Origin of the sequence: Pseudomonas nitroreducens, from assembly GCF_014204515.1 — a bacterium.
GTDB classification, from domain to species: domain Bacteria; phylum Pseudomonadota; class Gammaproteobacteria; order Pseudomonadales; family Pseudomonadaceae; genus Pseudomonas; species Pseudomonas nitritireducens_A.
Window position 1 is genome coordinate 108520 of the sequence record NZ_JACHLI010000005.1, and the last position, 24966, is coordinate 133485.

The window sequence follows — 24966 nt, forward strand, 5'->3', positions numbered from 1 at the left end:
CCAGTTTGAAGGAGTAGCGGATGCTGCCTTATCCACAGATCGACCCGGTTGCCGTTGCGCTCGGGCCGCTGAAAATCCACTGGTACGGCCTGATGTACCTGATCGGCATCGGCGGCGCCTGGCTGCTGGCGTCGCGCAAGCTGAAGGATTTCGACCCGACCTGGACCAAGGAGAAACTCTCCGACCTGGTGTTCTGGGTGGCGTGCGGCGTAGTGCTAGGCGGTCGCCTGGGCTACGTGCTGTTCTACAACCTGGACGAATACATCGCCAACCCGACGCTGATCTTCGAGGTGTGGAAGGGCGGCATGTCGTTCCACGGCGGGCTGATCGGCGTGATGCTGGCCACCTGGTGGTTCGGCAAGCGCAACAACAAGAGCTTCTTCCAGCTGATGGACCTGATCGCTCCGCTGGTGCCGATCGGCCTGGGCGCCGGGCGCATCGGCAACTTCATCAACGGCGAGCTGTGGGGCAAGGTGACTGACGTGCCCTGGGCGATGGTCTTCCCCACCGGCGGCCCGGAGCCGCGCCATCCGTCGCAGCTGTACCAGTTCGCGCTGGAGGGCGTGGCGCTGTTCGTCGTGCTCTGGCTGTTCACCCGCAAGCCGCGCCCGACCGCCTCGGTGTCCGGCCTGTTCGTGCTGTGCTACGGCATCTTCCGTTTCATCGTCGAGTTCGTCCGCGTGCCGGATGCCCAGCTGGGCTACCTGGCCTGGGGCTGGCTGACCATGGGCCAGGTGCTGTGCGTGCCGATGGTCCTGGGCGGCGCCGCGCTGATGGTCTGGGCCTACCGCCGCGCCCCGGCGCAGCCGGCCGCGAGCTGAGTTTCGCCTGAATGAAAAAGCCGCCCTCGGGCGGCTTTTTGCTGCTTGCAGGAGCGAGCTTGCTCGCGAACCGAATGGGACCGCAGATGGGCTGTTCGCGAGCAAGCTCGCTCCTACAGGCGCACGCCGTCGTCAGATGGCTTCCACCAGCAGCAGAACCCCGTCCTGCCCGGTTATGCGCACCTGGGTGCCAACAGGCAGGTCCGGCCCGCTGACCAGCCACACGCTGTCGCCGACGCGGATCTTGCCGCGCCCGCCGACGATGGCGTCATGCAGGGCGAATTGCCGGCCGACCAGCTCGCTGCCGCGGCGGTTCAGGCTGGAAGGGGCGCTGTCGCGCTTGTTGATCCGTTGGTGGTTCCACCAGTACAGCGCAGTGAGGATCGCCAGCACGCCGAAGGCCAGGCATTGCCAGACCCAGTCCAGCCCTGGCAGGAGGAATGCCAGCACGCCGGTCAGGGCGGCGGCGATGCCGATCCACAGCAGGTAGCCGCCGGCGCCGAAGATTTCCAGGATCAGCAGGACGATCCCCAGCCCCAGCCAGTCCCAGAAGCCCATGTGCTCCAGGAAGCCCAGCATCAGCTGCGGCCCTTGGTGTCGCCGAAGGTGGCCTTGACGATTTCACCGATGCCGCCGACCGCGCCGATCACCTGGCTGGCTTCCAGCGGCATCAGCACGATCTTGCTGTTGTTGGAACTGGCCAGTTGGCCGAGGGCGTCGACGTATTTCTGTGCGACGAAGTAGTTCACCGCCTGCACGTTGCCGTTGGCGATGGCCGCGGACACCACTTCGGTCGCCTTGGCTTCCGCCTCGGCCTGGCGCTCGCGGGCTTCGGATTCGAGGAAGGCCGCCTGACGCAGGCCTTCGGCTTCGAGGATCTGCGCCTGCTTCTTGCCCTCGGCGGTGAGGATTTCCGCGGCGCGGCGGCCTTCGGCCTCGAGAATCTGCGCGCGCTTCAGGCGCTCGGCCTTCATCTGGCTGGCCATGGCTTCCACCAGGTCGGCCGGCGGGCTGATGTCCTTGATCTCGATGCGGGTGACCTTCAGGCCCCAAGGCGCGGTGGCCTCGTCGACGGTGCGCAGCAGACGCTCGTTGATCGCGTCGCGCTGGCTGAGCATGTGGTCCAGCTCCATGGAGCCGAGCACGGTGCGGATATTGGTCATCACCAGGTTGCGCACGGCGTTTTCCAGGCCGCTCACCTCATAGGCCGCGCGGGCCGCATCGACCACCTGGAAGAAGCACACGGCGTCGATCTGCACGATGGCGTTGTCGGCGCTGATCGCTTCCTGCGGCGGCACGTCGAGCACCCGCTCCATCATGTTGATCTTCTGCCCGACGCGGTCCACCACCGGGATGATGATGCTCAGGCCGGGCTTCAGGGTGACGGTGTAGCGGCCGAAGCGCTCGATGGTCCATTCGAAACCCTGGGGCACCACCTTGAACCCCATGAGGACGATGACGATGGCGAGGATGACGAAAAGCAGGGCAACACTGCCGATTTCCATGCGAGGGACTCCTTGTCGGCTTGGATAACAGGTCTGGCGTGGATTGAGTGAGGGCCGAGTTTAACCGGCACGCCAGGCGGGCATGCGGGAAAGTGCAGCAGTAGCCGGCGGACTTTTCCTCAGACGACTGACGGGCGGCTTATTTCTGTTCGCTTTGCGGCGTCACCCGCAGCACTTCCTCGATGGTCGTGAGGCCGGCAGCGACCTTCTGCGCGCCGGACAGCCGCAGGCTGCGCATGCCTTCCTTGTAGGCCTGGCGGCGCAGCGGGATGAGGTCGGTGTCGGCGGTGATCAGCTCCTTCAGCGATTCGCTGAGCAGCATGATCTCGTAGACCCCGGCACGCCCGCGGTAGCCGGTGTCGCGGCATTCCAGGCAGCCCACGGCCTGGTGTGCGCCGGTGGGCAGCGGGGCGTTCCACGGGCGGGTGACTTCCTGCCAGTCCTCTTCGTGCAGCTCCATCGGCGCCTTGCAATGCGGGCACAGGGTGCGCACCAGGCGCTGGGCCATGACGCCGAGCACGGTAGCGCGGATCAGGTAGTACGGCACGCCCAGTTCCAGCAGGCGGGTGATGGCGGTGGGCGAGTCGTTGGTGTGCAGCGTGGAGAGCACCAGGTGACCGGTGAGCGCCGCCTGGATCGCCATCTCGGCGGTCTCCAGGTCGCGGATCTCGCCGACCATGATGATGTCCGGGTCCTGGCGCAGCAGGGCGCGCACGCCGCTGGCGAAGGTCAGGTCGATATTGTGCTGCACCTGCATCTGGTTGAACGAGGGCTCGATCATCTCGATCGGGTCCTCGATGGTGCACAGGTTCACCTCGTCGGTCGCCAGCTGCTTGAGCGTGGTGTACAGCGTGGTGGTCTTGCCCGAGCCGGTGGGGCCGGTGACCAGGATGATGCCGTTGGGCTGGCTGGTCATGCTCTCCCAGCGGCGCAGGTCGTCCGGGGAGAAGCCGAGCTGGTCGAAGGACTTGAGCAGCACCTCGGGGTCGAAGATACGCATCACCATCTTTTCGCCGAAGGCGGTGGGCAGGGTCGACAGGCGCAGTTCCACTTCGGCGCCGTCCGGGGTCTTGGTCTTCACCCGGCCGTCCTGCGGCTTGCGCTTCTCGGCGACGTTCATCCGGCCCAGGGACTTCAGGCGGCTGACCACCGCCATGGTGACCTGCGGCGGGAACTGGTAGACGTTGTGCAGCACGCCATCGATGCGGAAGCGCACCGTGCCCTGCTCGCGGCGCGGCTCGATGTGGATATCGCTGGCGCGCTGCTGGAAGGCGTACTGGAACAGCCAGTCGACGATGGTGACGATGTGCGCGTCGTTGGCATCGGGCTCCTGGTCGCTGGCGCCCAGGTTGAGCAGCTGCTCGAAGTTGCCGACGCCGCTGATCTTCTGGTCCGAGGAGCTGGCGCCGGTCACCGACTTGGCCAGGCGGTAGAACTCCACGGTGAAGCGCTGGATGTCCGCGGGGTTGGCTACCACGCGCTTGATCGGCCGCTTGAGCACGTGGATGAGGTTGCTTTCCCAGGCGTGCACGAAGGGCTGGGCGCTGGCGATGGTCACCTCGTCCGGGCCGACCGCGACGGCGAGGATCTGGTGGCGCTGGGCGAAGGCATAGGACATCAGCGGCGTCAGCGCGGCGACGTCGATCTTCAGCGGGTCGATGCGCAGGTACGGCTGGCCGGCATAGTCCGCCAGCCATTTCACCAGGGTGTCCAGGTCCAGTTTGCGCCCCGGCCGCTGGCGGTCCTCGACCTGCTGCGCGGCGAGGAATTCCAGCGGGTGCTGCTGGTTCTTCACCGCGCTGCGGCGGATCGCCAGGCATTGCTCGGCGTCGTTCTGATCGACGCGGCCCTGGTTGACCAGCTCGCGCAGGATGTCGCCGAGGTCGAGCAGACGGTCCTGGGCGGAGGGGGCGAAGACGGACATCGGAACTCCTCTTGTCGCGGGATGGCGGCAGGCTACAGGCTTCAGGCTGCAGGAAAGAGCTTGGGTTCCCGTGCTCAGGTATGCACGCTCGACTGTGAAGCCTGAAGCCTGAAGCCTGAAGCCTGAAGCCTGAAGCCTGAAGCCTGAAGCCTGAAGCCTGAAGCCTGAAGCCTGAAGCCTGAAGCCTGAAGCTTATTTCAAAAGCGCCTTCCACGGCTTGAGGGTCAGCACAGTATGGGCCTGGGCCGCGAGGGCATCCAGGCGCCCCTCGGCGTCGGGAGTGACGAGCAGCTCCTGCAGCTTGGCCAGCTCGCCATACAGGCGATCGGTTTCCGGCAGCTCCAGGACGCCGCGCGCCAGGCGCAGCCAGACCAGCATGCGCTGCAGGCGCGGCAGCTGGTCGGCGAGCACTTCGGGCAGGTGCTGGGCGCGTTGCAGCGGCATGGCCTGGGCTTCTTCGCCCAGGGTGCGCTGCAGCCACTTGCCGACGGCGGCGCCGCCCAGGCGATTGGCGCGTTCGTTGCGCTCGTTCATCCAGGCCTTGCCCAGCAGCCAGCGCGAGGTGCTCAGGGAGAACTGACCCCAGCGCAGATTGGCCAGTTCCTCGCGGAAGGCTTCCGGCATCTGCTGGCGTACCGATTCGTCGTGGCGACCCTGTTCGATGCGCGGCTGCCAGTCGGCGATCAGCGCGTCGAGGGCGGCGCGCAGCTCGCGGGTGGTGGCGCGCGGTACGGCCTGGCCGAGGCTGCCGAGCAGGGCGCGCAAGTCGACCAGCTGTTGCAGCCAGCTTTCCAGCAGGCTCCAGTGGCCGTTGAAGCGGTACTGCTCGGCCAGGCGCTGGCTGCTGCCCAGCAGCGCCCAGGACAGCGCGGCGAAGGCGCCGTCCAGCGGGGTCTCGTGGAGCAGCTTCTGGGTGTCGGGCTGGATGCTGTAGCTGGCCGGGTCGAACAGGCGGTAGCCGCGCTCGGCCTTGCTGATGTCGCAGGGCATCAGCGCCAGGTCAGCGGCCAGTTCGATGGCCAGGTCCAGCAGCGCCTCAGGCTCACCCTGGCGCAGTTCCAGTTCCAGCTCGCAGATTTCCTCTTCCTGCTTGCCGGCGACCACCTTGCCCAGGTCCAGTGCGGCCTCGATCACCACCTTGGCCTTGCCGCGGCCCCAGGCGATCTCCGCGCGCTGGCGGGTGAAGTCGGTGCTGAAGATCGGCTTGAGGGTCTTCTTGTCCAGGTCGGCCAGGGCAGCCGGCCAGCACTGGTCGTCGAGCTTCTTCAGGTCGAGCTTGTTCTTTTCCAGGTACCAGTCCCATTCGTTGCGCTCGGACAGGCCGGCGACGCTCTGGCCACGGGTCTTCAGGGTCTGGATGAACTGCTCGCCGTCCTTGCGCAGGCGCAGCGCGACGCGGGCGCGGGCCAGGTCGCGGGCCGGGGTGTCGTAGTACTGGTTGAACAGCTCGCGGGGCTCCCAGCCGGACTTGTTGCGCTTCTTCAGCGCGAGATGCTCGCGCAGGGCTTCGAGGGTCTCGCGGCTGGCGCGCAATTTGATTTCGGTTTCTTTCTGCATGGCGGGGGTCCGGGTCAGAGCGGACGCGCCCGGATTCCCGGCCTTGTGGAGCAAGGACGGAACGACGGACGCGAAAAAGACTTCAAAGTCATGCAGTTTACAGGACTTCGGCATTCCTGCCGGGCGCCGCGAGGTTTTACCGCACCGCCGCATGGTCCATAGTGGAGGCCATCTTCTGGAGAAAGCCATGCCGTTGCCGCCGCTCCAACAACGCTTCGCCGAGCTGATCGCCATCCCCTCGGTGAGCTGCACCCAGCCCGCGCTGGACCAGTCCAACCGCCCGGTGGTCGAGCTGCTGGGCAACTGGCTGGTGGGCCTGGGCTTTGCCTGCGAGCTGCAGCCGGTGGCGCCGGGCAAGTTCAACCTGCTCGCCACCCTCGGCAGCGGCCCCGGCGGGCTGGTGCTGGCCGGCCACACGGACACCGTGCCTTACGACGAAGCCCTGTGGAAAAGCGATCCCCTGGGTCTGAGCGAGCGCGACGGGCGCTGGTTCGGCCTGGGTTCCTGCGACATGAAGGGCTTCTTCGCCCTGGCCATCGAGGCGTTGCTGCCGCTGCTGGACCAACCGTTCAAGCAGCCGCTGATCATCCTCGCCACCTGCGACGAGGAAAGCTCCATGGCCGGCGCCCGCGCCCTGGCCGAAGCCGGGCGGCCGCTGGGCCGCGCGGCGGTGATCGGCGAGCCGACCAACCTCAAGCCGATCCGCCTGCACAAGGGCGTGATGATGGAGCGCATCGACATCCTCGGGCAGAGCGGCCATTCCTCCGACCCCAGCCTGGGGCGCAGTGCGCTGGAGGCCATGCAGGCGGTGATGGGCGAGCTGCAGGGCCTGCGCAGCCAATGGCAGACGGAGTTCAACAACCCGCAGTTCAGCGTGCCGCAGCCGACCCTCAACCTCGGCTGCATCCATGGCGGCGACAATCCCAACCGCATCTGCGGCCAGTGCGCCCTGGAGTTCGACCTGCGTCCCCTGCCCGGGATGCAGCCGGAGGCTCTGCGCCAGGCCATCCGCGAGCGCTTGCAGCCCGTCGCCGAACGCCACGCGGTGAAGATCGACTATGCCCCGCTGTTCCCCGCCGTGCCGCCCTTCGAGGAACCGGCGCAGAGCGAGCTGGTGCAGCTGGCGGAAAGTCTGACCGGGCACACGGCACAAGCGGTAGCCTTTGGCACCGAAGCACCGTATCTTCAGCAGCTCGGCTGCCAGACCCTGGTGCTGGGCCCCGGCGACATTGCCTGCGCCCACCAGCCGGACGAACACCTCGAACTCGATCGAATCGAGCCCTGCGTGGAACTGCTGCGCGGACTGATCCGTCATTACTGTCTCTAGACAGTTGCCTGTAGAGCGCCCGGAAACGGGCCTAACGTATTCATGAGGAGAAACCTGTCGATGTTCCTGCGACGACGATAACCGCGCCGCCCCTGGCCGAGTTCCGGCCGCATCCGACAGATTTCCGCCCACTCGAACGACAGGCTTTCCAAGCAATGCACGACTACGTCAACTGGCTGCGCCACGCCTCGCCCTACATCAACTCCCACCGGGACTGCACCTTCGTGGTGATGCTCCCCGGCGAGGGTGTCGAAGACCCGAATTTCGGCAATATCGTCCACGACCTGGTGCTGCTGCACAGCCTGGGCGTGCGCCTGGTGCTGGTGCACGGTTCGCGCCCGCAGATCGAGGGACGCCTGGCCTCCCATGGCCTGGCGCCGCGCTTCCACCGTGGCCTGCGCGTCACTGATGCGCCAACCCTGGGTTGCGTGATCGATGCCGTGGGCAGCCTGCGCATCACCATCGAGGCGCGCCTGTCGATGGACATGGCGGCGTCGCCCATGCAGGGCTCGCGCATGCGCGTGACCTCGGGCAACTTCGTCACCGCGCGGCCGATCGGCGTGGTCGACGGCATCGACTACCACCACACCGGCGAAGTCCGGCGGATCGACCGCAAGGGCATCAACCGCCAGCTCGACGAGCGCAGCATCGTGCTGCTCTCGCCGCTGGGCTATTCGCCCACCGGGGAAATCTTCAACCTCGCCTGCGAGGACGTGGCCATGCGCGCGGCCATCGACCTGGGCGCGGACAAGCTGATCCTCTACGGCGCCGAGCGCGGCCTGCTGGACGATGCCGGCAAGCTGGTGCGCGAACTGCGCCCGCAACAGGTGCCGGCGCACCTGGAACGCCTCGGATCGAGCTACCAGGGCGAGCTGCTGGATGCCGCCGCCCAGGCCTGCCGTGCCGGCGTGCGTCGCAGCCATATCGTCAGCTACACCGAAGACGGCTCGCTGCTCAGCGAGCTGTTCACCCGCACCGGCAACGGCACCCTGGTGGCCCAGGAGCAGTTCGAGCAGCTGCGCGAGGCGGGCATCGAGGACGTCGGTGGGTTGCTGGAGCTGATCCGCCCGCTGGAAGAGCAGGGCATCCTGGTGCGCCGTTCCCGCGAGGTGCTGGAGCGCGAGATCGAGCAGTTCAGCATCGTCGAGCGTGAGGGGCTGATCATTGCCTGCGCGGCGCTGTATCCCATCGCCGATTCGGATTCGGGCGAGCTGGCGTGCCTGGCGGTCAACCCGGAGTACCGCCACGGCGGGCGCGGCGATGACCTGCTGGAGCGCATCGAACAGCGCGCGCGCAATCTCGGCCTGAAGACCCTCTACGTGCTCACCACGCGCACCGCCCACTGGTTCCGCGAGCGCGGCTTCCAGCCCAGCAGCGTGGAGCGCCTGCCGGCGGCGCGGGCGTCGCTGTACAACTACCAGCGCAACTCGCAGGTGTTCGAGAAGACCCTCTGATCAGCCGCGGCGCTGGACGCTGCGGACTTGCGCGGTCAGCCGCGGAGCCGGAGCCGCCTCGGCGACTGGCAGGCCGGCCTTGCGTCGCAGCAGATCGAGCCCGTCCCGCCAGCCGGCTTCCCAGCTGGCGCCGAGGATGTCGTGCTGAGGGCGGCGTGGTGCCCGGCCCAACAAGGCTTCCAGGTAGCCCTGTCGATAGGCGACCTCCAGCTGGTGGAGGGTCCACGAGGGGGAACGGGGGGACATAGGGCGCTTTCCTGCGAGGTCTTGAGGCGATCGCACCGTCCGCGAAGGACGTGATCCGGGGGAAGGGAGATTCTCCCCTCCCGCCTCGCAGGTTGCCGATCAGAACTCTATGAGCTTGGCGTCAGCGATTTCCGGCTGCGTCAGACGCTGAGCAGACCGAGGATGCTCGCCTGGTAGGCGGCGACGAAGGTGTCGAAATCGCCTTCAGGCTGCTTCTCCAGTTCCGCCTGTTCGGCCAGGGACTGGCTGGCCATGCCTTCGAAGCGGGCCTGCTCCTGCGCGGACAGCGGCTCGCCCTGCAGTGTCGCGGCGTGCTGGCGGCTGTAGCGCAGGGCGAAGGCTTCGAAGCTCTCGCCGCGTTCGCGCATTTCCGCCAGGACCTTGGCCGAAGGCGTCAGGTCGGCATCGGCGACCTTGGCGCGTTGCTCGGCCAGGCTCCGGGTGTGCAGGTCGGTGCCGTTGGCGCGGTCGAGCAGCTCGATGATCGGCGCGATGCCGTCGAGCAGGGCGCTGGCCCACTGCGTCATCTCGATCCGCTCGCCGCCGCGCTCCAGCTTCAGGCCTGGACGACGACCTTCCTTGACCACCTTGAGGAAGTTGCTGGTGGCCGAGCCGCACTCGCAGCCGCCCAGCGGCGGGCTGTCGGCGAGGGCGCAGTAGAGCAGGAAGGCGTCGAGGAAGCGCGCTTCGGTGACGTCGATGCCCAGCGGCAGGAACGGGTTGATGTCCAGGCAGCGCGCCTCGACGTACTGCACGCCACGGGCCATCAGCGCCTGGATCGGGCGCTCGCCGGTGTAGGTGACGCGTTTCGGGCGGATGCTCGAGTAGTACTCGTTCTCGATCTGCAGGATGTTGGTGTTCAGCTGTACCCACTCGCCATCGACCTTGGTGCCGACCTTCTCGTACGGCGCGTACGGCGTGCTCACCGCACGGCGCAGGCTGTCGATGTAGCTGTCCAGGTCGTTGTAGCAGGGCGTCAGGCCCGCCTGGGCGTTGTTCTGGTAGCCCAGGTCGCTCATGCGCAGGCTGGTGGCGTAGGGCAGGTAGAGGGTGTGTTCGTCGAAGGCTTCCAGGCCGTGCGGGCGGCCGCGCAGGAAGCCGGCGTCCAGGGCCGGGGAGGCGCCGAACAGGTACATCAGCAACCAGCTGTAGCGACGGAAGTTGCGGATCATCGCGATGTAGCGGTGCGACTGGAAGTCCCGCGCGCTCTTCTCGCTGCCTTCATCCTCGCGCAGCAGCTCCCAGATGCCTTCGGGCAGGGAGAAGTTGTAGTGGATGCCGGCGATGCACTGCATGGTCTTGCCGTAGCGCAGGGCCAGGCCCTTGCGGTAGACGTACTTCAGGCGGCCGATGTGCGAGCTGCCGTAGCGGGCGATCGGGATGGTCTCTTCATCCGGCAGCTCGCAGGGCATGGACGGGCTCCACAGGTATTCGCCGTCGAGCTTGCCACTGGCGAAGCGGTGGATTTCGCCCAGCTCGTCCAGGGTCTTCTCGACGCTGGTGGAGGTGGGGGTGATGAATTCCAGCAGCGACTCGGAGTAGTCCGTGGTGATCTGCGGATTGGTCAGCGCCGAGCCCAGGGCACGCGGGTGCGGGGTCAGGGCGAGCTTGCCGCGTTCATCGACGCGCAGACATTCGCGCTCGATACCGTGCAGGCACTGGGTGAGCAGGGACAGGTTGGCGGCATCGCCAAGCAGGGCCAGGCGGCGGGAGAGTTGGTCGCTCAAGTTGGAAGTCCTTCACACGGCAATCGCCCCACTATGGGGGTGGACTGGGCGGTCTACAAGGGGAGAACAACCGGCGTGGTCGCCTGGCTTTGTCGAGGCGCTGCGCCGGCGCCCGGAAATCCGGGGCTCCGGCGTACAGCATAGGTCAGATGTCGCGGTGAAAATTACAGCTGGGCCCATTACAGCTGGGCAAAAGTGCCTTGTCCCTTGGCGACCAGCTTGTCGCCCTGGTGGATGTCGGCCTCGACCACCAGCGAACGGCGCCCGGCGTGCAGGACTTTCGCCACACAGCGCACTTCGCCTTCGGCGACCGCGCGGATGTAGTTGATCTTGCATTCCAGGGTGACGCTCTGCCGGTCGAAACCATGGGCGCTGGAGCAGGCCAGGCCCATGGTCATGTCCATCAGCGTGAAGAGCGCGCCGCCATGCATGACGTTGCCGCGGTTGCGCAGGTGCTCGGCCATCGGCAGCAGCACCTCGGCTTCACCGTCAGCGACGCGGATCGGCTGTACGCCGAGGGTGTCGCTGAAGCGGCTGATCATCAGCTCGCGGGCGGGCATCTCGCTCATGGACCTTCCTTACTTCTTCTTCAGTTGCTTGGCGTTGGCGAACAGCGAGGCCATGGCGTTGTTCGCCGGGGCCTGCTCCTGCTGACGCGGTGCGCTGCGCTCGCCACGCGGTGCGCCGTTGCCGGGGCGACCGCCGCCACGCGGACCGTCGACCTTCTCGCCGGGGGTGTCACTCATGCGCATAGACAGGCCGACGCGGTTGCGCGGGATGTCCACTTCCATGACCTTGACCTTGACGATGTCACCGGCCTTGACCACTTCGTACGGGTCCTTGACGAACTTCTCCGACAGCGCGGAGATGTGCACCAGGCCGTCCTGGTGGACGCCGATGTCGACGAAGGCGCCGAAGTTGGTGACGTTGGTCACCACACCTTCGAGCACCATGCCGGGCTTGAGGTCTTTCAGGCTCTCGACGCCTTCCTGGAACTCGGCGGTCTTGAACTCCGGGCGCGGGTCGCGGCCGGGTTTGTCGAGTTCCTTGAGGATGTCGGTGACGGTGGGCAGGCCGAACTGCTCGTCGGTGAACTTCTTCGGGTCCAGGCGCTTGAGGAAGCCCGAATCGCCGACCAGCGAACGCACGTCGCGGCCGGTGTCGGCGGCGATGCGCTGCACCAGCGGGTAGGTTTCCGGGTGCACCGCGGAGGCGTCCAGCGGGTTGTCGCCGTTCATCACGCGGAGGAAGCCGGCAGCCTGTTCGAAGGTCTTGTCGCCCAGGCGGCTGACCTTGCGCAGGTCGTCGCGGGTGCGGAACGCGCCGTTGGCGTCGCGGTGCGAGACGATGTTCTGTGCCAGGGTGCTGTTGAGGCCGGAGATGCGCGCCAGCAGGGCGGCGGAGGCGGTGTTCACGTCCACGCCCACGGCGTTCACGCAGTCTTCAACCACCGCATCCAGGCTGCGCGCGAGCTGCAGCTGGGACACGTCGTGCTGGTACTGGCCGACGCCGATGGATTTCGGCTCGATCTTCACCAGCTCGGCCAGCGGGTCCTGCAGGCGACGGGCGATGGAGACTGCGCCACGCAGCGACACGTCCAGCTCGGGGAATTCCTTGGCGGCCAGTTCCGACGCCGAGTACACCGAAGCGCCGGCCTCGCTGACCATGATCTTGGTGCACTTGAGCGCCGGGTATTTCTTGATCAGTTCGGCAGCCAGCTTGTCGGTCTCGCGGCTGGCGGTACCGTTGCCGATGGCGATCAGTTCCACCTGGTGCTTGGCGCACAGCGCGGCGAGCACGGCGATGGTCTGGTCCCACTGGTTCTTCGGCACGTGCGGGTAGACGGTGGCGGTGTCCAGCAGCTTGCCGGTGGCATCGACCACGGCGACCTTCACGCCGGTGCGCAGGCCCGGATCCAGGCCCAGGGTGGCGCGCGGGCCGGCCGGGGCGGCCAGCAGCAGGTCGTGCAGGTTGCGCGCAAAGACGTTGATAGCCTCGGCGTCGGCGCCGTCGCGCAGCTCGCCCAGCAGGTCGGTTTCCAGGTGGGTGTAGAGCTTGACCTTCCAGGTCCAGCGCACCACTTCGGACAGCCACTTGTCGGCGGCGCGGCCCTGGTTGGACACGCCGAAGCGCTCGCCGATCATGATCTCGCAGGGGTGCGAGGTGCCCGGCAGCTCTTCGCCGACCTTCAGGGCGACACTCAGGATGCCTTCGTTGCGGCCACGGAAGATCGCCAGGGCGCGGTGCGACGGGGCGTTCTTCAGCGGCTCGTCGTGCTCGAAGTAATCGCTGAACTTGGCGCCTTCGGTTTCCTTGCCCGGCACCATGCGCGCGGTGAGGGTGGCGTTATCCTTGAGGAAGCCGCGCAGGCGGTCCAGCAGGGTGGCGTCTTCGGCGAAGCGCTCCATCAGGATGTATTTGGCGCCTTCGAGCACGGCGCGGGTGTCGGCGAAGCCTTTCTCGGCATCGACGAAGCGTGCGGCTTCGGTTTCCGGCGTCAGGCTCGGGTCGTTGAACAGTGCGTCGGCCAGCTCGCCGAGACCGGCTTCCAGGGCGATCTGGCCCTTGGTGCGGCGCTTCTGCTTATAGGGCAGATAGAGGTCTTCGAGGCGGGTCTTGGTATCGGCGAGCTTGATCTCGCGGGCCAGTTCCGGGGTCAGCTTGCCCTGTTCCTCGATGCTGGCGAGGATCGCGCCACGGCGGTCTTCCAGCTCGCGCAGGTAGCGCAGGCGTTCTTCGAGCATGCGCAGCTGGGTGTCATCCAGGCTGCCGGTGACTTCCTTCCGGTAACGGGCGATGAAGGGGACGGTGGAGCCTTCATCGAGCAATGCGACGGCAGCGGCGACTTGCTGCGGTTGAACGCGGCCGGAGGGCAGTGCGGAAAGCTCTTCGGCGATACGGGTGTTGATGCTGTCCATGGATACACCTGACAAGACTATCGAAAACGGGGCTTACAGAGCGTCAATGCCGGGCTTCCCGGTCATTCGACAGGCCCTGTGACAACGCCCCGCCGCAAAAGCGCCGCATTATACCCGCGACAATTTCACCGGGTGGGCGACTGGTCGGGGAAAAATCTGCTAACAATGGACAGGCCGTGATGCGCGGCTGCTGGGCGATAATGCCCGCCGAATCAGATTCTGGGAGTCTCCATGAGCAACGCTGCCACCCTGCCGGAAGGCGAAAAGATCCTCGTGGTCGATGACGACGCGCGCCTGCGCCGTCTGCTGGAACGCTTCCTCGATGAGCAGGGTTATCGCGTCCGCGCGGTGGAGAACACCGAGCAGATGGACCGCCTGCTGGCCCGCGAGCTGTTCCAGCTGGTGGTGCTGGACCTGATGATGCCCGGCGAGGATGGCCTTTCCGCGTGCAAGCGCCTGCGCGAGTCGAACAACCAGATCCCGATCATCATGCTCACCGCCAAGGGCGACGAGTCCAGCCGTATCTCCGGCCTCGAGCAGGGCGCCGACGACTACCTGGCCAAGCCCTTCAACCCGCGCGAGCTGCTGGCGCGGATCAAGGCCGTGCTGCGCCGCCAGGCGCCGCTGGTACCGGGCGCGCCGGCGGGCGAGGACGAGATCGTCACCTTCGGCGACTACGAACTGCACCTGGCCACCCGCGAGCTGAAGAAGGGCGAGGAAGTGCACATGCTCACCACCGGTGAGTTCGCCGTGCTCAAGGCCCTGGTGCAGCACGCCCGCGAGCCGCTGACCCGCGACAAGCTGATGAACCTGGCCCGCGGCCGCGAGTGGGACGCCCTGGAGCGCTCCATCGACGTGCAGATTTCCCGCCTGCGCCGGCTGATCGAGCCCGATCCGTCGAAGCCGCGCTATATCCAGACCGTCTGGGGCGTGGGCTATGTGTTCGTGCCGGACGGCGCCAAAAGATAAGCGGCAGGCGACAGGCTGCAGGCTGCAGGCGGGGGGCATCCTTCGCGCTCTGGCCTGCAGCCTGCCGCCTGCAGCCTGAAGCTGCCCTATGAAAACCCCCCTCTGGTTCCCGCAAAGCTTCTTCGCCCGCACCCTCTGGCTGGTGCTCATCGTCGTGCTGTTTTCCAAGGCGCTGACCCTGGTCTACCTGCTGATGAACGAAGACATGCTGGTCGACCGCCAGTACAGCCACGGCGCTGCGTTGACCGTGCGTGCCTACTGGGCGGCCGACGAGAAATCGCGCGAGGCCATCGCCCAGTCCGCCGGGCTTAAGTGGGCACCCCACGAGCAGGGGCAGCCGGAGGAAGTGCACTGGCCGTACACCGAGATCTTCCAGCGGCAGATGCGCATGGAGCTGGGCATCGACACCGAGACCCGCCTGCGCATCCATCACCCGTCGATGCTCTGGGTGCGCGCACCGACCCTGGGTGACGGCTGGATCGGCGTGCCGCTCTACCCGCACCCGCTGCGCGGCCAGCAGATCTGGAGCGTACTGGGCTGGTTCCTCGGCATCGGCCTGCTGTCCACCGCGGCGGCGTGGATCTTCGTGCGCCTGCTCAGCCAGCCGCTCAAGCGCCTGGTCTTCGCCTCCCGCGAGTTCGGCAAGGGGCGCAGTGTGCGCCTGCCGCTGGGGCAGGAAACGCCCAGCGAAATGGCCGAGGTGTACCGCGCCTTCAACCAGATGGCCGATGACGTCGAGCAGGCCGGGCGCGAGCGCGAGCTGATGCTGGCAGGGGTTTCCCACGACCTGCGCACGCCGCTGACGCGCCTGCGCCTGTCGCTGGAGCTGATGCCCGACAGCGACCGCGAGATGGTCGAGGACATGGTCCGCGACATCGAAGACATGGACGCCATCCTCGACCAGTTCCTCGCCTTCATCCGCGACGGCCGCGACGAGTCGGTTGAAGAGGGCGACCTTGCCGACCTGATCCGCGAAGTCGCCGACGCCTTCAACCAGAACGGCAACCGCGTGCGCCTGTGCCTGGAAACGCTGCCGCTGTTCCGCTTCCGTCGGGTATCCATAAAGCGCCTGCTCGGCAACCTGATCGAGAACGGTCTCAACCATGGCGGCGGCAAGGTCGAAGTGGCGGCCCACGTGGCCGGTGGTGGCGGTGCGCCCTACGTGGTGCTCAGCGTGCTTGACCGTGGTGCGGGCGTCGATCCGCAGGAGCTGGAGAACATCTTCAATCCGTTCTTCCGTGGCGACAAAGCGCGTGGCGGCAAGGGCACCGGCCTGGGCCTGGCCATCGTCAAACGCATCGCCGAACAGCATGGCGGCAGCATCGAACTGCGCAACCGCGAGGGTGGTGGCGTGGAAGCGCGCGTCTGCCTGCCCCTGGGCCTGCTGCTGCCGCGCGACGCGCATTAAGAGCCTGCTTACGGTCTGCTGCGTGTCGGCATAACTGCGTTGAGCTCAGCCGAGAAGCGCTCATTGACTGCAGTCAACTGAAGCTTTCTCGGCTGTTCTCGCCTTGTTCTGCTCTAGCTCGCGAGATCGTAAACAGACTCTAATCCCAGCGCAGGGATTTCCCTTCCAGAACCGCCGGGCGCCCATAGGGCCACGCGCGGTTGTGCGCGCCGTGGCCGCTGGGCAGGCCGTGGTAGAGCGGTACACCCAGCCGCGCGGCGTACTCGGCGAAGATTTCTTCCAGGCTGTGGGCCACGCCCTTGCGCGGGCAGTCGGTGAAGGTGCCGAGGCAGATCGCGCCTAATCGCGCGCCGTTCAGGCTGTTCAGCAATTGCCAGAGGCTGCGTTCGAGGCGGTAGTAAGGCTCGCCGACGTCTTCGAGGATCAGGATTGCGCCGTCCGGCACGTACAGCGCACCGGCGGTGCCGGCCATGCAGGCCAGTGCGGTGAGGTTGCCGCCGATCAGTTCGCCCTCTACGGCGCCTTTCGCTCCGGCCAGATGCTGCACCGCCAGCTTGCCGGGGCCGCCAGCCAATACGTGACTGACCGAGGCCAGCGAAGCCAGGCGTTCGCGCTGCTCGCTGGGCGCGCTCAATGGCTGCAGGCCCAGGCCGGTGGCGACCATGCCGTGGATCGCCGGCAGACCCTGGCGGTGAAAGGCGCTGAGCAGGATGGAGATATCCGAGAAGCCAATCAGCGGGCGCGGCGAGGCAGCCTTGAGTCGCTGCCAGTCCAGTTGCGGGACCAGTTGTCCACAGCCATAGCCGCCGCGCAGGCACCAGACGGCGCTGACGTCGTCCAGTTCAAAGGCAGCGTGGAAGTCCTCCAGCCGTTGCTCCGGCGTGCCGGCCAGGTAGCGGTAGCGCGCGTCGGCGTGCTCGCCCAGGTGGTAGTCGATGCCCTGGACCTCAAGCTGACGCAGGGTGGCTTCCAGCACTTCCTCGGCAATCGCCGAGGCCGGCGCGACCAGCGCGACGCGGCCTTTGATGGGCGACCAGGTGAGTTCGGTGTGGGGGCGGGAAGCGGGCATGAGCACATCCGATGGCAGTGGAAAGAACCTGTAGGAGCGAGCTTGCTCGCGAAGGGTTCAATGGGGCAACGATGGGCAGAGTGCTTTCTGCTGGTATGGGTGCCGTGACTGCCCTCACCCCAGCCCTCTCCCGGAGGGAGAGGGAGCCGTCCGTGCCGGCTGATGATGCGATTTCAGCCTGTGCCGATCAGTCCCCTCTCCCTCTGGGAGAGGGTTAGGGTGAGGGGGCTGCGCGATGCTCACGGGGGCCCCATTAGAGTTTGTTCCTGAGATCCCTGTGGTTGCTATGCACTTCTCTTTGACCGCTGTGAGGCATCCCTGGCCTGGCGGTCGCCGACGCAACGCATGCGCCGCGAAAACCGCGGCTCAGCCCTTGCCTTTTGTCCTGGCCAGATGCGGCCCGCCATTCTTCTCCAGGTACTCGATGATCACCCCGGCGATGTCCTTGCCGGTGGTGGTCTCGATGCCTTCCAGGCCCGGCGAGGAGTTCACCTCCATCACCAGCGGCCCGTGGTTGGAGCGCAGGATATCGACGCCGGCGACATGCAGCCCCATCACCTTGGCGGCGCGGACGGCGGTCATGCGTTCTTCCGGGGTGATCTTGATCAGGCTGGCGCTGCCGCCGCGGTGCAGGTTGGAGCGGAATTCACCGGCCGCGGCCTGGCGCTTCATCGACGCGATGACCTTGTCGCCGACCACGAAGCAGCGGATGTCGGCGCCGCCGGCTTCCTTGATGTACTCCTGCACCATGATGTTGTGCTTGAGCCCCATGAAGGCCTCCAGCACGGATTCGGCGGCCTTCTCGGTCTCGCACAGCACCACGCCGATGCCCTGGGTGCCTTCCAGCAGCTTGATCACCAGCGGCGCGCCGCCGACCATCTGGATCAGGTCCGGCACGTCGTCGGGGGAGTGGGCGAAGCCGGTCACCGGCAGGCCGATGCCCTTGCGCGAGAGCAGCTGCAGCGAACGCAGCTTGTCGCGGGAACGGGCAATGGCCACCGATTCGTTGAGCGGGAACACCCCCATCATCTCGAACTGGCGCAGCACGGCGCAGCCATAGAAGGTCACCGAGGCGCCGATGCGCGGGATCACCGCGTCGAAGCCTTCCAGCGACTGCCCGCGGTAGTGGATCTGCGGCTTGTGGCTGGCGATGTTCATGTAGGCGCGGAGGGTGTCGATCACCACCATCTCGTGGCCGCGTTGCTGCCCGGCCTCCACCAGCCGACGGGTGGAATACAGGCGCGGATTGCGCGACAGCACAGCAATTTTCATTGATCACCTGGAAGGGCGGCGGGAACCATGATGAGGGGTTTGTCTTGTACGTAGGTGAGGCCGGGGTTGACCACCAGTTGGCCCTGCACCAGAGCCTTGGAGCCTAGCAGCACGCGGTAGCGCATGGTCTTGCGGCAGGCCAGGGTGAATTCGATCGACCAGGCGCGGTCGCCCAGGGCCAGCAGGGTGCGGATCACGTAGCGGGTCTGGGCCTGGCCGTTGGAGCTCTTGATGGTCTTCATCGTCACCACCGGCGCCTCGCAACGGTGGCGGCGCTGCACCTGGGTGCCCAGGTGGGCGACGAAGCGCACCCAGTCCTGGCCGTCGCGCTGGAACGGCACGATGTCGCTGGCATGCAGGCTGGAGGTGCTGGCGCCGGTGTCGATCTTTGCGCGCAGGCCGACCATGCCCAGTTCGGGCAGGGCGATCCATTCGCGCAGACCAATTACCGACAGCTGGTCGAAAGTCTTCAAGGCAGGCGTCCCCGGCATTTGCCGGCATTCTAGTCAGGCCGGTTGTGCCCCGCCAGCGGGGCGCGGGGTACACTCGCAGACCCGCATGACGAGGTGGTGACGTGAGCGACAAAGACGACGACAAGGTCCGCCTGGACAAGTGGCTGTGGGCGGCGCGCTTCTACAAGACGCGTTCCCTGGCCAAGGAAGCCATCGAGGGTGGCAAGGTGCATTGCCGGGGCGAGCGCTGCAAGCCGGGCAAGGAGCCGAAGGTCGGCGAGGAATATGTGATCCGCACCGGTTTCGACGAGCGCACCGTGGTGGTCAAGGCGCTGTCGATGGTGCGCCGCGGCGCGCCCGAGGCGCAGCTGCTGTATGAGGAGACCGCCGACAGCCTGAAGCGTCGCGAGGACGCCTCGGCGCTGCGCAAGGCGGGTGCGCTGGGTGTGCAGACCGATGGGCGGCCAACCAAGAAGCAGCGCCGCCAGCTGTTCAGTTTCCGCGATCAGGAGTGATCGGCCGGCGAGAGCTGCATGCGCCTCGCCGGGATCGGTGCTGCGTCAGGCCGCGACGACGCTCAGGCGATTGACCAGCGGAATCTTCGCCGCCAGACGGAACAGCGGGTCGGTCCAGCGCACCAGGGCGGCGCTGCCCTTGGCGGCGAACGGTGTGAAGCAGCCCCAGGCCAGGGCCACCAGCGCCATCTGCACGCCGCCGATGTAGTCGTCCTGGCCCCAGTGCGCACCGGCCACCAGGCGCGGCAGCATGAACAGCAGCGCCAGGCCCCAGATCACCACCCACTGCAGGGCGGTGCGGGCGAACAGGGTGAGGAACAGTGCCCAGATCAGCAGCACCGAGGCGTGGTCGCCGGGGAAGCTGCGGGCCGATTCGTCCTTCACCTCGAACGCGGTGTCTTCCCACTGCGGGAAGAAGTGCTCCAGGCGCACGGCATCCGGGGCGATGGTGGAGATGCTGGCGTGCTGCCAGCCCAGCTTGTGGGCGATCTTCGCGTAGAGGATGCGCACCACCACCAGCACCACGGCGGCGCATAGAAAGCCGAAGGTCGCTGCGCGGACCTGGGTCGCCTTGAAGATCCAGTCGCCGCGGATCATCAGCAGCAACAGGATCACCCCGACCAGCAGGTCGAAGGGGCGGGTGCTGGCCACGGCCCAGGACAGGCGCCAGGCTTCGTTGGTCGCCAGCGGCTGGTTGAGCAGGCTGAACAGGCTGAAATCGAACAGGTCCATGGCGCTGCGCGTGGGCTCCCAGAGCCACAGCAGGAGCAGCAGGCCGGCCATCAGGTGACAGGCAATGAAGGGCTTCCAGGACCAGGTGGCTTGGAACGGCGAGGTTTTGTCCATAAAATCGATTCCCCCTTCTGACAACGATTCCGGGTTGCCGGATGCGACAAAGGGCGCTTTATAGGCCTTTGTCATCGGCTTGTCATTTCCTTATGTATCAGCGTTGTGTCCGGCATGTCTCAAATCGATCAAAGTCAGCGTTTCCTTTTCGACAACACCGACGTGCGCGGTGAACTGGTGGAGCTGGACCGCAGCTTCGCCGAGGTGTTGGCCAAGCATCCCTACCCGCAGCCGGTCGCCCAGCTGCTGGGGGAAATGCTGGCCGCCGCCGCGCTGCTGTGCGGCACCCTGAAGTTCGACGGCCTGCTGGTCCTGCAGGCGCGCTCCAGCGGCGCCGTGCCGCTGCTGATGGTGGAGTGTTCCAGCAACCGCGAAGTACGTGGCCTGGCCCGCTATGACGCGGAGGCCATCGGCGACACGGCCGGCCTGCCCGAGCTGATGCCCGAGGGCGTGCTGACCCTCACCGTCGACCCGAAGAACGGCAAGCGCTACCAGGGCATCGTGCCGCTGGAAGGCGCGACCCTGGCCGACTGCCTGTCGACCTACTTCGCTACTTCCGAGCAGTTGCCGACCCGCTTCTGGCTCAACGCCGACAGCCGTCGTGCCCGTGGCCTGCTGCTGCAGCAACTGCCGGCCGACCGCCAGCGCGACGCCGAGTCGCGGGAAGCCAGCTGGCAGCACGTCAGCACCCTGGCCGATACCCTCACCGCCGAGGAGCTGCTGGGCCTGGACAACGCCACCGTGCTGCACCGCCTGTACCACGAGGATGACGTGCGCCTGTTCGAGCCGCAGCCGCTGGTGTTCCGCTGCAGCTGCTCGCGGGAACGCTCGGCCAATGCGCTGGTCAGTCTTGGGCAGGAAGACGCCGAGCGTCTGCTGGCCGAGGAAGACGGCGAGATCGTCATCGACTGCCAGTTCTGCAATGAGCGCTATCGCTTCGACGGTTCCGACGTTGCCCAGCTGTTCTCGGGCGGCGGCAGTGCGACACCGTCAGAAACCCGCCATTGACCGCATCGATTTGTCCGATAGCCGAACCAATGGCGCTCTCGCCAGATCAGAGGCTGCACGAAAACAGTTCTTTTCTGGCATAATCCCGCGACTTTTTTCCGCGGTAGTGGGAATCAGAAGTCACTACGCAATGTTTGGAGGACTCGGCTTCGGCCGACGGGGACCCACATGACGCAAGCCAATAAAGCCGTTTACACCGACATCAGCGTTGCCCAACTGGTCGAGGAAGCCATTCGCCGCGGCGAAGGCGAACTCGCCGACAACGGCTCGCTGGTCGTACGTACCGGCCACCGCACCGGCCGCTCGCCTGCCGACCGTTTCATCGTCGAAGAGCCGGGCAGCAAGGATTCCATCGCTTGGGGCGCCATCAACCGTCCGTTCCCGGCCGACAAGTTCGACGCCCTGTGGGACCGTGTCCAGGCCTTCAACGACGCCCAGGACCATTTCGTTTCCCACGTCCATGTAGGTTCGGCCCACGACCACTACCTGGCCGTGAAGATGACCACCGCCACCGCCTGGCAGAACCTGTTCGGCCGTGCGCTGTTCATCGAGCCCGAGCAGTACAACCCGGCCGGCCGCGAAGAGTGGCAGGTCCTCAACGTCGCCAACTTCGAGTGCGTGCCCGAGCGTGACGGCACCAACTCCGACGGCTGCGTGATCCTCAACTTCGCCCAGAAGAAGGTGCTGATCGCCGGCATGCGTTACGCCGGTGAAATGAAGAAGGCCATGTTCGGCGTGCAGAACTACCTGCTGCCGGAAAAAGACGTGCTGCCGATGCACTGCGCCGCCAACATCGGCGAAGAAGGCGACGTGACCCTGTTCTTCGGTCTGTCGGGCACCGGCAAGACCACCCTGTCCGCTGACGAAAGCCGCTACCTGATCGGCGACGACGAGCACGGCTGGGGCGAAGGCGTTGTCTTCAACATCGAAGGCGGCTGCTACGCCAAGTGCATCGACCTGTCCGAGAAGAACGAGCCGGTCATCTGGAAAGCCATCAAGTTCGGCGCTGTGCTGGAAAACGTCGTTCTCGACGAGAACCGCACCCCCGACTACGCCGATGACAGCCTGACCCAGAACTCCCGCGCGGCCTACCCGCTGGAGAACGTCGAGAAGCGCTCCGAGCAGAACCTGGGCGGCGAGCCCAATGCCGTGATCTTCCTGACCTGCGACCTGACCGGCGTGCTGCCGCCGGTGTCGATCCTGAACAACGAGCAGGCGGCCTACCACTTCCTGTCCGGCTACACCGCGCTGGTCGGTTCCACCGAAATGGGTTCGGGCGGCGGCATCAAGTCGACCTTCTCCACCTGCTTCGGCGCACCGTTCTTCCCGCGCCCGGCCGGTGTCTACGCCGAGCTGCTGATCAAGCGCATCAAGGCCTTCGGTTCCAAGGTCTACCTGGTCAACACCGGCTGGACCGGTGGTGGCTACGGCGTCGGCAAGCGCTTCAACATCCCGACCACCCGTGGCGTGATCGCTGCCATCCAGAGCGGTGCTCTGATCGGCGCCGAGACCGAGCACCTGGACATCATCAACCTGGACGTGCCCAAGGCCGTTCCGGGCGTCGAGACCGTCCTGCTCAACCCGCGCAACACCTGGGAAGACAAGGCTGCCTACGACGAAGCCGCCAAGGGCCTGGCCAGCAAGTTCATCGACAACTTCCAGAAGTTCGACGTGAGCGACGCCATCAAGAACGCCGGCCCGCAGCTGTAAGCGCGCCCGTTCTGGAAAGAGCCGCCTTCGGGCGGCTTTTTCATTGGCGCCTGGGAACGGTCTTGCTCCGAGGTGCTCTTCGTAGGAGCGAGCTCGCTCGCGAATCGGAGTTGGGCAGTTCGCGAGCAAGCTCGCTCCTACAGGTACTGTTCCTAGCCTGAGGGTTCAGACTTCAGGACGGTAAAGGAGTACTCCCATGCACGACACCCTTGAACGCGTCTTCGGCTTCCGCCAGTTCCGCCCCGGCCAGGAGGCAGCAGTCAGTGCGGTGCTGGCCGGGCGCTCGGCGGCGGCGATCTTCCCCACCGGCTCGGGCAAGTCGCTGTGCTATCAGTTGCCGGCGCTGCTGCTGCCGCACCTGACCCTGGTGGTTTCGCCGCTGCTGGCGCTGATGCAGGACCAGCTTGCCTTCCTCGCCCGCCATGGCATCGCCGCCGCCAGCATCGACTCGGCGCAGAGCCGCGAGCAGACCGCACAGACCATGGCGCGGGCGCGCAGCGGCGAGCTGAAGGTGCTGATGATCTCGGTGGAGCGCCTGAAGAACGAACGCTTCCGTAACTTCATCAGCGAGGTGCCGATTTCCCTGCTGGTGGTGGACGAGGCGCACTGCATCTCCGAATGGGGCCACAACTTCCGCCCCGACTACCTGAAGCTGCCGGATTACCAGAAGCAGTTCCGCATCCCTCAGGTGCTGCTGCTCACCGCCACCGCGACGCCGGCGGTGATCGCCGACATGCGCAGCAAGTTCGCCATCGCCGAGAGCGACGTGGTCACCACTGGCTTCTACCGCGCCAATCTCGACCTGCAGGTGGAGCCGGTGGCCAGTGCCGCCCGCCGCGCGCGGCTGGTGCAGTGGCTGGGCGAGCGCGCCGGGCAGCCGGCCATTGTCTACGTCACCCAGCAGAAGACCGCCGAGGAAGTCGCCGCGCACCTGGCCGAGCGCGGCATTCCCGCCTGCGCCTACCATGCCGGCATGGAGCACCCGGAGCGCGAGGGCATCCAGCGCCGCTTCATGGAAGGCCGGCTGAACTGCATCGTCGCCACCATCGCCTTCGGCATGGGCATCGACAAGAGCAACATCCGCCAGGTGGTGCACTACGACCTGCCCAAGTCGCTGGAGAACTACAGCCAGGAGATCGGCCGCGCCGGACGCGACGGCCAGCGTTCGGAATGCCTGGTGCTGGCCAACCGCGACAGCCTCAACGTGCTGGAGAACTTCGTCTACGGCGACACGCCCGAGCGCGAGGGCATCCGCACTGTGCTGGAGGAAATCCGCCAGGCGGCTGGAGGGCAAGCGGGTGGCCAGTGGGAAACCATGCTGGTGCCGCTGTCGGACCAGTCGAACATCCGCCAGTTGCCACTGAAAACACTGCTGGTGCAGCTGGAGCTGCGCGGCATCATCGCCCCGCGTTTCGCTTATTTCGCCGAATATCGCTTCAAACTGCTGATCGATTCCGCCGAGCTGCTGGGACATTTCCAGGGTGAGCGGCGGCAGTTCGTCGAGGCCATCCTCACCACCTCGGCTCGTGCGAAGACCTGGGCGACCCTGGATTTCGACACCCTCTACAGCCGCCATGGCGCCGAGCGCGCGCGGGTGGTGAAGGCGCTGGACTACTTCCAGGAGCGCGGCTGGGCGGAGCTGGAGAGCAAGCAGATGACCGAGGTCTACTCGGTGCGCGACGCGACCTTCTCTGTGGATAACTTGAGCGAGGAGCTGCACCGCTACTTCCAACGCCACGAGCAAAGCGAGATCGCCCGTATCGGCGCCATGCTCGAACTGCTGGGCAGCACCGAGTGCCTGAGCTGGCGCCTGGCCCAGTACTTCGGCGACCAGCAGGCGCCGCGCCAGTGCGGGCATTGCTCGGTCTGCGCCGGCCATGTCGCCCGGTTGCCGGAGCCGCCTGCGCTGCCATCCCTGGATGGCCAGTCGCTGCACAGCCGCTGCGCCGCCTTCCTGGAGAAGTACCGCAGCGCCCGCAGCGCCCGCAGCGTGGAGCCCAGCGCCGACTGCGTGACTCGCTTCCTCTGCGGCATCAGCGTGCCGGCCTTCACCCGCATGCGCGCGCGCACGTTGCCGGGCTACGCGACGCTGGAGGATTACCCCTATGCCCAGGTCCGTGACTGGGTGCAGGCGCAGCTGTAATCGAGCAGCCGCCACGCACGACTAAAGGTCGGCGTGGCGCCGCTCGGGCTCCTTGTAGGGTGACGGGATGCATTCCCGCCTAGACTCTCATGGCG

The 24966-nt window shown here is 66.4% G+C and carries 21 protein-coding genes; 9 read left to right on the forward strand and 12 right to left on the reverse strand.

Going from position 1 to position 24966, the window contains the following annotated elements; genetic code table 11:
- Positions 1-20: 20 nt before the first annotated feature.
- Positions 21-821, forward strand: coding sequence for a prolipoprotein diacylglyceryl transferase (lgt, locus tag HNP46_RS08720; RefSeq protein WP_184587813.1), 801 nt, complete (start codon positions 21-23; stop codon positions 819-821).
- Between the two features lie 132 nt (positions 822-953).
- Here the strand turns inward: lgt and HNP46_RS08725 are convergent, their stop codons facing one another.
- The 4 genes from HNP46_RS08725 to HNP46_RS08740 all read right to left on the reverse strand — a co-directional run bounded on the left by HNP46_RS08725 (position 954) and on the right by HNP46_RS08740 (position 5807).
- Positions 954-1400: an NfeD family protein gene (locus HNP46_RS08725; protein WP_184587815.1), complete on the reverse strand. Its 447-nt coding sequence runs from the start codon at positions 1398-1400 to the stop codon at positions 954-956.
- Entirely contained in the window at positions 1400-2326 is a 927-nt protein-coding gene (locus HNP46_RS08730; RefSeq protein WP_184587817.1) for an SPFH domain-containing protein, read from the reverse strand. The genes HNP46_RS08725 and HNP46_RS08730 overlap by 1 nt, the downstream gene beginning before the upstream one ends.
- Before the next feature lie 139 nt (positions 2327-2465).
- A complete protein-coding gene (locus HNP46_RS08735; protein ID WP_184587819.1) occupies positions 2466-4250 on the reverse strand; it encodes a GspE/PulE family protein in 1785 nt (594 codons plus the stop codon).
- A gap of 192 nt (positions 4251-4442) precedes the next feature.
- Complete coding sequence (locus HNP46_RS08740; RefSeq protein ID WP_184587821.1) at positions 4443-5807, reverse strand: inorganic triphosphatase; 1365 nt, start codon at positions 5805-5807, stop codon at positions 4443-4445.
- A 187-nt stretch (positions 5808-5994) separates the two neighbouring features.
- Between HNP46_RS08740 and argE the strand changes: the two genes are divergently transcribed.
- Positions 5995-7134: an acetylornithine deacetylase gene (argE, locus tag HNP46_RS08745; RefSeq protein WP_184587823.1), complete on the forward strand. Its 1140-nt coding sequence runs from the start codon at positions 5995-5997 to the stop codon at positions 7132-7134.
- 155 nt (positions 7135-7289) lie between these two features.
- A complete protein-coding gene (gene argA / locus HNP46_RS08750) occupies positions 7290-8588 on the forward strand; it encodes an amino-acid N-acetyltransferase (protein WP_184587825.1) in 1299 nt (432 codons plus the stop codon).
- On the opposite strand, the gene HNP46_RS08755 is transcribed toward argA, so the two are convergent.
- The 4 genes from HNP46_RS08755 to HNP46_RS08770 all read right to left on the reverse strand — a co-directional run bounded on the left by HNP46_RS08755 (position 8589) and on the right by HNP46_RS08770 (position 13479).
- Positions 8589-8834: a hypothetical protein gene (locus tag HNP46_RS08755; protein WP_184587827.1), complete on the reverse strand. Its 246-nt coding sequence runs from the start codon at positions 8832-8834 to the stop codon at positions 8589-8591.
- Between the two features lie 140 nt (positions 8835-8974).
- Entirely contained in the window at positions 8975-10561 is a 1587-nt protein-coding gene (gene gshA / locus HNP46_RS08760) for a glutamate--cysteine ligase (protein ID WP_184587829.1), read from the reverse strand.
- Between the two features lie 179 nt (positions 10562-10740).
- A complete protein-coding gene (locus HNP46_RS08765) occupies positions 10741-11103 on the reverse strand; it encodes a PaaI family thioesterase (protein ID WP_045216869.1) in 363 nt (120 codons plus the stop codon).
- Positions 11104-11139: 36 nt separating this feature from the next.
- Positions 11140-13479, reverse strand: coding sequence for a Tex family protein (locus HNP46_RS08770; RefSeq protein WP_184587831.1), 2340 nt, complete (start codon positions 13477-13479; stop codon positions 11140-11142).
- Between the two features lie 231 nt (positions 13480-13710).
- Here HNP46_RS08770 and ompR point away from each other — a divergent pair, with 231 nt between their 5' ends.
- Both ompR and HNP46_RS08780 read left to right on the forward strand, forming a co-directional pair.
- Entirely contained in the window at positions 13711-14448 is a 738-nt protein-coding gene (ompR, locus tag HNP46_RS08775; RefSeq protein ID WP_184587840.1) for a two-component system response regulator OmpR, read from the forward strand.
- An 88-nt stretch (positions 14449-14536) separates the two neighbouring features.
- Positions 14537-15856 carry an ATP-binding protein gene (locus HNP46_RS08780; protein WP_184587842.1) on the forward strand — a complete coding sequence of 440 codons (1320 nt, stop codon included), beginning with the start codon at positions 14537-14539 and terminating at the stop codon, positions 15854-15856.
- 139 nt (positions 15857-15995) lie between these two features.
- Here HNP46_RS08780 and HNP46_RS08785 read toward each other — a convergent pair whose 3' ends face one another.
- The 3 genes from HNP46_RS08785 to HNP46_RS08795 form a co-directional block, all read right to left on the reverse strand.
- Positions 15996-16925 (reverse strand): S66 peptidase family protein, encoded by a 930-nt coding sequence (locus HNP46_RS08785; RefSeq protein ID WP_184587844.1) that lies wholly within the window; start codon positions 16923-16925, stop codon positions 15996-15998.
- A gap of 366 nt (positions 16926-17291) precedes the next feature.
- The gene (gene rimK, locus HNP46_RS08790; RefSeq protein WP_184587846.1) at positions 17292-18197 is read right to left on the reverse strand and encodes a 30S ribosomal protein S6--L-glutamate ligase; all 906 of its coding nucleotides are present in this window, start codon (positions 18195-18197) and stop codon (positions 17292-17294) included.
- The gene (locus tag HNP46_RS08795) at positions 18194-18670 is read right to left on the reverse strand and encodes an ATP-dependent zinc protease family protein (protein ID WP_184587848.1); all 477 of its coding nucleotides are present in this window, start codon (positions 18668-18670) and stop codon (positions 18194-18196) included. Before HNP46_RS08795 ends, rimK begins: the two co-directional genes overlap by 4 nt.
- 101 nt (positions 18671-18771) lie before the next feature.
- On the opposite strand from HNP46_RS08795, the gene HNP46_RS08800 reads away from it, so the two are divergent.
- A complete protein-coding gene (locus HNP46_RS08800; protein ID WP_184587851.1) occupies positions 18772-19164 on the forward strand; it encodes an RNA-binding S4 domain-containing protein in 393 nt (130 codons plus the stop codon).
- Positions 19165-19209: 45 nt separating this feature from the next.
- Here HNP46_RS08800 and HNP46_RS08805 read toward each other — a convergent pair whose 3' ends face one another.
- Positions 19210-20010: a phosphatase PAP2 family protein gene (locus tag HNP46_RS08805; RefSeq protein ID WP_184587853.1), complete on the reverse strand. Its 801-nt coding sequence runs from the start codon at positions 20008-20010 to the stop codon at positions 19210-19212.
- A gap of 114 nt (positions 20011-20124) precedes the next feature.
- On the opposite strand from HNP46_RS08805, the gene hslO reads away from it, so the two are divergent.
- The 3 genes from hslO (at position 20125) to HNP46_RS08820 (ending at position 24871) form a co-directional block, all read left to right on the forward strand.
- Positions 20125-21018 (forward strand): Hsp33 family molecular chaperone HslO, encoded by an 894-nt coding sequence (hslO, locus tag HNP46_RS08810; protein ID WP_184587854.1) that lies wholly within the window; start codon positions 20125-20127, stop codon positions 21016-21018.
- A 168-nt stretch (positions 21019-21186) separates the two neighbouring features.
- Positions 21187-22728 carry a phosphoenolpyruvate carboxykinase gene (locus HNP46_RS08815; RefSeq protein ID WP_184587856.1) on the forward strand — a complete coding sequence of 514 codons (1542 nt, stop codon included), beginning with the start codon at positions 21187-21189 and terminating at the stop codon, positions 22726-22728.
- Between the two features lie 196 nt (positions 22729-22924).
- Complete coding sequence (locus tag HNP46_RS08820) at positions 22925-24871, forward strand: RecQ family ATP-dependent DNA helicase (protein ID WP_184587858.1); 1947 nt, start codon at positions 22925-22927, stop codon at positions 24869-24871.
- The last annotated feature ends 95 nt before the right edge of the window (positions 24872-24966 follow it).